This is a genomic window from Yoonia sp. (assembly GCF_017854415.1).
Classification (GTDB): domain Bacteria; phylum Pseudomonadota; class Alphaproteobacteria; order Rhodobacterales; family Rhodobacteraceae; genus Yoonia.
Genome location: NZ_JAFMHR010000127.1, coordinates 1 through 8,491 on the forward strand (window position 1 = coordinate 1; position 8,491 = coordinate 8,491).

7 protein-coding genes and 1 pseudogene are annotated in these 8,491 nt (G+C 54.7%); 4 read left to right on the forward strand and 4 right to left on the reverse strand.

Translation table 11 applies throughout. From position 1 onward, the window contains the following. Both QZ197_RS12990 and QZ197_RS12995 read left to right on the forward strand, forming a co-directional pair. Positions 1-137 (forward strand): fasciclin domain-containing protein (locus QZ197_RS12990; RefSeq protein ID WP_296432467.1); only part of this gene is annotated, 137 nt, incomplete at its 5' end. A 310-nt stretch (positions 138-447) separates the two neighbouring features. After that, complete coding sequence (locus QZ197_RS12995) at positions 448-1,704, forward strand: IS256 family transposase (protein WP_296432462.1); 1,257 nt, start codon at positions 448-450, stop codon at positions 1,702-1,704. 9 nt (positions 1,705-1,713) lie between these two features. Here the strand turns inward: QZ197_RS12995 and QZ197_RS13000 are convergent, their stop codons facing one another. From QZ197_RS13000 to QZ197_RS13015, 4 genes are all read right to left on the reverse strand, one after another. After that, positions 1,714-2,553 carry a hypothetical protein gene (locus QZ197_RS13000; protein ID WP_272146585.1) on the reverse strand — a complete coding sequence of 280 codons (840 nt, stop codon included), beginning with the start codon at positions 2,551-2,553 and terminating at the stop codon, positions 1,714-1,716. 12 nt (positions 2,554-2,565) lie between these two features. Next, on the reverse strand, positions 2,566-3,201 hold the full coding sequence (locus tag QZ197_RS13005; protein WP_296432463.1) for a pilus assembly protein TadG-related protein: 636 nt from the start codon (positions 3,199-3,201) through the stop codon (positions 2,566-2,568). Between the two features lie 694 nt (positions 3,202-3,895). Then, the gene (locus tag QZ197_RS13010) at positions 3,896-4,738 is read right to left on the reverse strand and encodes a sugar phosphate isomerase/epimerase (protein ID WP_272146587.1); all 843 of its coding nucleotides are present in this window, start codon (positions 4,736-4,738) and stop codon (positions 3,896-3,898) included. Then, positions 4,735-5,718, reverse strand: a complete 984-nt coding sequence (locus tag QZ197_RS13015; RefSeq protein WP_296432464.1) for a fatty acid desaturase — start codon at positions 5,716-5,718, stop codon at positions 4,735-4,737. Before QZ197_RS13015 ends, QZ197_RS13010 begins: the two co-directional genes overlap by 4 nt. A 160-nt stretch (positions 5,719-5,878) precedes the next feature. Between QZ197_RS13015 and QZ197_RS13020 the strand changes: the two genes are divergently transcribed. Next, positions 5,879-7,903 (forward strand): NADPH-dependent 2,4-dienoyl-CoA reductase, encoded by a 2,025-nt coding sequence (locus QZ197_RS13020; protein ID WP_296432465.1) that lies wholly within the window; start codon positions 5,879-5,881, stop codon positions 7,901-7,903. Positions 7,904-8,105: 202 nt separating this feature from the next. Next, positions 8,106-8,441, forward strand: a pseudogene (locus QZ197_RS13025) (LysR family transcriptional regulator); the annotation flags it as partial. Between the last annotated feature and the right edge of the window lie 50 nt (positions 8,442-8,491).

Consider the following 8,491-nt stretch of genomic DNA (forward strand, 5'->3'; position numbering starts at 1 on the left):
TTGCAACGGTTAATGGTGCGGACGTGCACATCGACGGCCGTAATGGCGTGAAGGTCGAAGACATCAACGTCACAACCGCAGACATCATCGCATCCAACGGCGTCATCCACGTGATTGACGCGGTTCTGCTGCCATAAGAACCCGCCCTCCTCAGGCGTACTTTAACCCCCGTCACGGCAACGTGGCGGGGGTGTTCATGTCAAAAGGAAAATGCCGCAAGTGGGCCGGCCATGCTGGATTCCGCAACAACTGGATATGTCCACTTTTGCCGGACTAGGATTGCCCAGCGCGCAACACCGATAGGCGCTAGCGCACCATACGGAAGTAGCTAGCAGTTATCGCGTGACCAGCAGAGTTATGCCCGAAAGTTGGTGATGGTCTGAAGTAGGCGGCATATCATGGCGGTGTCGAAGCGCCGTCATTCTCAAAGAGAAAGGATATGCCACCATGGCCAAATCTACTGTTGTACCATTCGAACTGCCATCAGAATTTTCACCGGATCCGCTGACGGAAGTGATCCAGAATGGCGCAAAGGCGCTTTTGCACACGGCCATCCAGGCTGAGGTGTCGTCGTTCATTGCAGAGCACGCGCATCTTTTGGACGAGGAAGGCCGCCAGCGCCTTGTGCGCCACGGGTTCTTGCCAGAGCGCGAGGTTATGACCGGTATCGGGACGGTTCCTGTGCAGGTACCGCGCGTTCGCGACCGAGGGGCCAATGAGGACGGCAGCAAGATCAAGTACCGCTCGGCGTTGGTTCCGCCCTATCTGCGCAAAGCGAAGTCGGTCGAAGAACTGCTGCCCTGGCTTTACTTGAAGGGCATCTCGACGGGGGACTTCAGCGAGGCGCTGGCGGCGCTTCTGGGCCCTGATGCCGAGGGGCTGTCCTCATCGACCATCACACGGCTGAAGGCTGCGTGGTGGGAAGAATACGAGATCTGGCGCAAGCGCGACCTCGCGGGCAAACGCTACGTCTACATCTGGGCGGACGGGGTCTACTTCACGCCGCGTCTGGATGGCGATCGTCAATGTATGCTGGTGATTATCGGCGCTGATGAATACGGCGATAAGGACGTTCTGGCTATCATGGACGGGTTCCGGGAGAACGCGGACAGCTGGCGCGACTTGCTGAACGGGCTGAAGAAGCGAGGTCTAGCGGTGCCGCCGGAGCTCGCTATTGGCGACGGGGCACTTGGGTTTTGGACTGCGCTGCGGGACGTCTTCCCCACGACCCGCGAACAACGATGCTGGGTTCACAAGACCGCCAATGTCACCGGCGCAATGCCAAAAGCGCTGCACGAAAAGGCGAAATCTGATCTTCAGGATATCTGGATGGCTGAAACCAAAAAGGAGGCCAACGCGGCCTTCGATCTCTTCGTGCAAACCTATGGTATGAAGTACGAGAAAGCCGTCACCAAACTGGTCAAAGACCGCGCGGAACTACTGGCCTTCTACGAATTCCCAGCCGAGCATTGGAAGCACATCAGGACCACGAACCCGATTGAGAGTGTCTTTGCCACGGTCCGCAACCGGACACGAAAAACCAGGGGATGCCTGAACCGCAAGACTGCCCTGGCCATGGTCTTCAGATTGATGATGTCAGCTAAGAAGAAGTGGCGGAAGATCTCCGGGCCAAACCGTCTGCCCGAGGTCATTCAGGGGGTTGAGTTCAAGGACGGGATCAAGCAACTTCAAAACGCCGCCTGATGAAGGCCGTCACCAACTTATGGGCATATCTCGACCAGCACCGCCAGGGTTACAACCCGCCTGTGCGCTGACGTGTGACGTCATATCAATTTCTCCATCAGCAACGACAGGGATACCCTTAAAGTCTATTGGCGCACCGGGGGTGGCAGCAAACTTGATATTCCCCATTGAAAAAATCTGAGACCCGTAGACCGCAAAGTTGGCAGCGAAGTGCATATCGCGCATTGTGACCAACTGCGCACCGTTTTCTTCACAGCCATCAGCATCAAGCGAACCGAGTGAAACTCCGCTAGATCCACTGAAGCTCTTTGAACTGTCGGACAATGAAATGATCCGCGCATTTTGCACATTGCTTCCCTGTCCAAACGTCACAGGGCACGGCGTTATAACGATAACTTCGCTTAGAACCGGCAGGGGTGATGTGCCGCCACCGCTGTAGCCGCCTTTTCCGTTTCCGTTCCCTTTACCATTTCTAGTCGTTGTAACAACTTCGACGGGTTCCTGTGCCGAAGGGCCGTTCCCACTATTGATCGTCAAGCCCTTGTTTGCGTTCGAGCAGTTTACAAAATAGACACCGCAGGGAGTGAGCGTAGCGGAATCGATCTCACCGACAATCCCCATGTGCCGCGGGGTTCTGTTTGTAATGTAAGACGGCCACCCAATTTCATCGCCCGAAACACCCGGATTGGGAAAATCAGTGCCGGTTGGATTCTGGTACTGGTAAGCCATGTTCTCGATGCGTGACAGAACCCACAGATCAAGTTGATCGTCAGCAAGCGCGGCCGCCAAACCCTCGACATCATCGACCTTGTCTCCTGGCACAACGACCGTCGCTCTGCCGCCGGGCATCGAAACAGTCGCTCAGGGTTTGAACTCGTTGTTCGTTTGAAGTTGGACCTCTGAATTTGAATGGATGCAGAACCCTGCGCCGAAAACGTTGTGGTTTTGCATGTCGACAATGCCGTTGGCGACAAAACCTTCATTCAAACAACCCGGTGCATAAATCGCAAATGTCGCACTTGTATAGATTTCAAAGCTATCAGATCCTAGCAGGCGGAAAAGATATGCCGATGCGGGGTTCGCATTCAGGTCAGAGAACGACGTCTGGACGCGTACGGCGCCGACCCCGTCTTCATCGGCCAAGAAAGTCCCTGTTGCATCGTCAAAATCACCAAACTCAATGTCGTCCGGGGTAATAGTCACGCCATTTTTTCCAAGAGGAAGCGTCGCCTGAACGATTTCAATTGCAGAAAGCTTGGACTGCACATCATCTTTTCCAACGACTGTAAGATTATAAAGCGCCGCGTGCGCAGCTTGATCAGCGGCAACTTGCAGGTGTGTGCGCGAAGCATACAAGAAGGTTACATCTAGAGCGATTGCCCCCAAGATGCCCGAGAACAAAAAGAAGAACAGTCCAAAAACAGTCATGCTGCCTCTGACATCGTCTTTGAAGGTTTGGATGAAAGTGCGTGTGTTTTTGAATCCTGAGCAAGTCATGGATCAATCCTCCATAAATTGTTGGGACGTTACGGATATTTCGGAACTCAGAAAGTTCGGGATTGTTCCGACGGCCATAAGATCGCTTGCGGGCAATGTGGCACTAGTCTGGATGATGCCGTTTATGACAGTCGTAATGACGGTCGCTTGTGGCGAAAACACCCGAATTTGCCCTTGGATGTACGCGCTCGCCTCTGCGTCCGTGTCGAAACGATTAACCGAATAGGCCCGGTTTCCGTCTTGGATAATGCGCAGCGTTTGCGCTTTTCCGTAAAAAGAAACGATACGTCGGTAATCAAGATGAATAAAAAGAAAAAAAGATAGGCATCCAAAGCAATGACTCGATCGTTGCCGTACCGTCTTGGGCTTTTCTAAAACGCCGCAACAAATCAAAACACATAGTCGTAATCCCCAATCAGGTCTGAAAACATACCTGAGCTTCAATATGACCAGAAAAACGGCGAACCACGTTCGAAATTAAAGCGATCTGGGCGCAGCGTCTGCAAACCAGAGCGTTTAGACAAAACATGCAGCTTTATCGGGACCTGAATTACATGTCCCAAAGCCTAGGGCTTAACCAGCAGTTGTAGCCGAAGCATGTCGTTGAATCTGCTATAGTCGGCCAATTGGTCACGACCCGTTCAATGCTGTCTCCGGTCGTGTCTTGCAGGATGCAAACGCACAAAGGCCTCGCTTACCCATCACCGCCCAATTCATCCCACATTTCACGCACCCAGCCCATAATCAGTTGCGCCTCGGCCCAGCGATCCGACATCTCCCGGCCTTGCGCATCGGTCATCGCATATTCCGGCGGTCCCAGCTCGCATACAAAAATGCAGTCACCCTCTGGGTTGCGCGCGCGCCAATCAGAAAGACCCTCGCGCCACCAACGTTTGAACAGCTCTACCCATTTTTGATGCTGCGCAAAATCCAGCTGCAACTGTATCTGTTGACGCGATGCCACCCGCCCCTGAAAACTGTCCGAGCGGTGTAGAATCCGGCTTATCAAGCCCATGTCGTGATCCGACAAAGGATACCAAAACTCCCGATCCACAACATAGTGCGACAGATCCGCGCAAATCCGCATCTCTGGGATACGGTCCAGCAGTTGCAGCGTCGTATAAAGGTCGTTGGTGATACAATTGCGGTGCGTTTCAAACTGCACAGGCACACCGATGCGGTCAGCCATCACCATCCATGCCTCAATCACTGGTACCATGTCATCCAGTGCGACAGGCATCACCTGCCCGATAACGTCAACAAAAGGCGCCCCAAAATCTGCCGCCATATGCAGCGTATCCTCAAGGCTGTCTATCGTCTTGGGAAAGGCCACGATCAAAGGCGTCAGCCCGTTGGCTTGCATATGCGGGCGTACCTGATGGGCGACCGCCACGTCAGAGGCCCCCAGATCAATCGCCATTCCGTCAAATCCAGCACCCGCGACCAACTCGCAAACCTGATCGTAAGGCAGCTTTATCCCCGATTGATCATGCGGCTGCATCGCCCAAAGCGATGTATAGACCTGCAACCGCCTCATTCGGCGGGCATCCGCGTAACCCGTCCACCCGACCGTGGGATCACCCAGACCTCGTCCATCGGGTATTGGCTTTCGTCCTTGGCCTTTAGTTTGCCTATCACTTCGCGCTGAAATTCCAACCAGCCCATGCGATGTACTTTACCCGCTTTATTTTCGATCTTCTCGTTCAGTTCGCGCAGCTTCCAAAACGGCACTGCGGGAAACGTATGATGTGCTGTGTGGTATGGCATCTGCCAGCAAAGCCAGCGTTGAAACGCATTGGCGCGGGTAGACCGCGTGTTTTCCATGATGTCGTTCTCGTGGCTTAGCCCCAGATGCTCGATCGTATTCTGCAACTGATGGATCGGCTTGGTCAGCAGCATCGGCAACAACCAGAACGTCAGCGCCGCCCAAGAGGTGAACATCACCGAAAGCAAGGCAATCACCACATAACCCAAAACATGCAGGCGGCTTTCACGGATCACGCGGGATTCTTCTTCGACCCTGATGAACGGCTCTATCACAATGCCCCTCGCGCGGCGAACCACACCGAAAAAGCGGTTGCGCCAATACGTGATACCACTCATCCATATCAGATAGGTGCGCAAGGTGTAGGGTTCGCGCACCAGTTCGCCGTCACGCGCCCAATCTTGGGTGTATTGATGATGTGCAAAATGCATGATCTGATCGAAATCACGCGGGAAAATCTGGACAAAGCCGATGATGCGGCCAAATACTTCGTTCAGTTTTCGGGTCTTGAACACCGTCGCATGGCTTAACTCGTGCTGGGCTGCATAAAGAAAGTTCAGCAACACACCCAAAGCAAGCCCCGTCAGCCAAACCCAGCCTGTCCCCATCGCCTGCGCATGCAAAATGCCCACTAGGACAATCGCCCCCACATGGCTGGCCATTTGAAGACCGCCTTGCAAATCAGATCGTTCCGATAAGCTACGCAGTTGCGCGGGGGTCAACAAATCGCGACGGGAAAAGCTGGCTTCCATAGCGGGTCTCCTTTTCAGCATAAGCGTGAAACCAAAACTGCTTTGCGTCAATCCTTAACACCAGCGTCAAATTTGCACTGCACATTGCACGATGACGCGGCGTTTAGGGGTGACGCCACACAAGACATTGGCCATGATCCGTCCAAACCGGAGGCACAAAATGACGCATTACCCAAATCTATTGGCACCCCTTGATCTGGGGTTCACGACACTGAAAAACCGCGTGCTGATGGGGTCAATGCATACCGGACTAGAGGAAACAAAGGACTGGAACCGCGTGGCCGAATTCTACGCGGCCCGCGCGCGCGGTGACGTTGGTTTGATGGTCACAGGCGGCATGGCCCCCAACGCCGAGGGCGGTGTTTTTCCGGGCGCAGCAGGGCTGTTCAATGACGCCGACATTACCAACCACCGCATTGTCACCGACCGCGTCCACGATGCAGGCGGCAAGATCGCCATGCAGATCCTGCACGCTGGTCGCTACGCCTATTCACCCGCATGCGTCGCGCCTTCTGCGGTCAAATCCCCGATCTCTCCGTTTCCGCCAAAAGAACTGGATGAGGACGGGATCGAAAAGCAAATCAGTGACATCATCACCGCTGCCAGCCGCGCGCAACAAGCGGGCTATGATGGCGTCGAAGTGATGGGATCAGAGGGTTACTTCATTAACCAGTTCTTGGTGACGCACACCAACAAACGCACCGACCGTTGGGGCGGGTCATATGAAAACCGCATGCGCTTTCCTGTCGAGGTCGTGCGCCGCGTCCGCGACGCCGTCGGTCCCGATTTCATTGTGATTTACCGCCTGTCCATGATTGATCTGATCCCCAACGGATCCACTTGGGACGAGGTCGTTCAGCTTGCCAAAGCAGTCGAGGCCGCAGGTGCCACGATCCTGAACACCGGCATCGGTTGGCACGAGGCCCGCATCCCCACAATCGCGACATCCGTTCCACGCCGTGCCTTTACTTGGGTGACCAAAAAGCTGATGGGCGAAGTCCAGATCCCCATCATCACATCCAACCGCATCAACATGCCCGAAGTTGCCGAAAGCGTGCTGGCCGATGGCTGCGCCGACATGGTCAGCATGGCGCGCCCGTTCCTTGCCGATGCTGATTTCGTGGCAAAAGCAGCCGCTGGGAAAGCCGCGCAAATCGCCCCCTGCATTGCATGCAACCAAGCGTGCCTTGATCACACCTTCAGTGGCAAACTATCGTCCTGCCTCGTGAACCCACGCGCATGCCATGAAACAGAACTGACGGTCGAAACGACACCATCACCCAAAACAATCGCCGTCGTGGGCGCGGGCCCTGCGGGACTTTCAGCCGCGATCACCGCCGCCGAACGCGGCCACATTGTCACGCTATTCGACAAAGCGAGCGAAATTGGCGGCCAACTGAACATGGCGAAACAAGTCCCCGGAAAAGAGGAATTCTGGGGCCTTGTCGACTACTACCGTACGATGGTGCAAAAGCTTGGCATTACCTTGCAGTTAGAAACAACCGCAACACCCGATACGCTTGCGCCCTTCGACGAAATCATCATCGCAACCGGCGTCGCCCCGCGCGACCCTGCGATCCCCGGTCAAGACGGCCCTAACGTACTGTCATACATCGACGTGCTACGCGCCAAAGCAAAGGTCGGCGAAAAGGTCGCCATTATCGGCGCTGGCGGCATTGGTTTTGATGTTGCCGAATTTCTTGTCACAGGCGACAGCCCAACTGAAAACCTTGCCGAATGGCTGCAAGAATGGGGCGTCGGCGACCCTGCGCAAACGCGCGGCGGTCTGCGCCCCGAAGGCCCACAACCAGACGCCCCGACACGGCAAGTCACACTATTACAACGTAAATCCGAAAAGCTCGGCAAGCGGTTAGGTAAAACAACGGGCTGGATTCACCGTGCTGGTTTGCAAATGAAGAACGTTAAAATGGTCGGTGGTGTGAACTATGAAAAGATCGACGCAGCAGGCTTGCACGTCAGTGACGGCAAAGCGCGCGAAAATCCCCGTTTGATCGAAGTAGACACAATTGTGCTTTGTTCAGGGCAATTGCCAGAACGCCGTTTGGCCGATGCTTTGATTGCCAAAGGGCGCAGTGTGCACGTCATAGGCGGGGCAGACGTCGCATCAGAGCTTGATGCAAAACGCGCTATCGACCAAGGAACAAGGCTCGCGGCCGCTTTGTGACGTAAGGTCAATCAACGTATTGAGGCAGTGCCGGTAATTGGGGTATTCGCCTTAATCCTATAGCAATTTCTACTGTTTCGCTGTTTCCAGATTGGCACCAAAGCCGATTCATACCCCCTTATTGTCAGGCATTTGTCCCATTCTTGCCTGATTTGATCGTCAAGGTACTCAAGAATAGTATTTGATGAGATCGGAATCACGTATGGATCGTCTGACAGAAATGGAGGCCTTCGCAACTGTTGTCGACCAAGGCGGGTTTACGGATGCCGCCAAAAAAATGGGCATTTCCAAATCTGCAGTGTCCAAACATGTCTCGGCGCTTGAAACGCGCCTTGGGGCGCGTTTACTGAACCGGACCACCCGCAGGGTAAGCCCGACCGAAATTGGCCTTGCATACTATGACCGTGCGCGCCGTGTGCTGAACGACGCTGGCGAAGCGGACGCACTTGTTACGTCCATGCAGTCTGCGCCCTCGGGTCTGTTGCGCATAAGTGTCGCGACTGATTTCGGCGTCAATCATCTGTCGCCAGTCCTAGGTTCAGGACTCATAACCAGAATATGACGGTTGCAGCGAGGGCGATCGCTGAC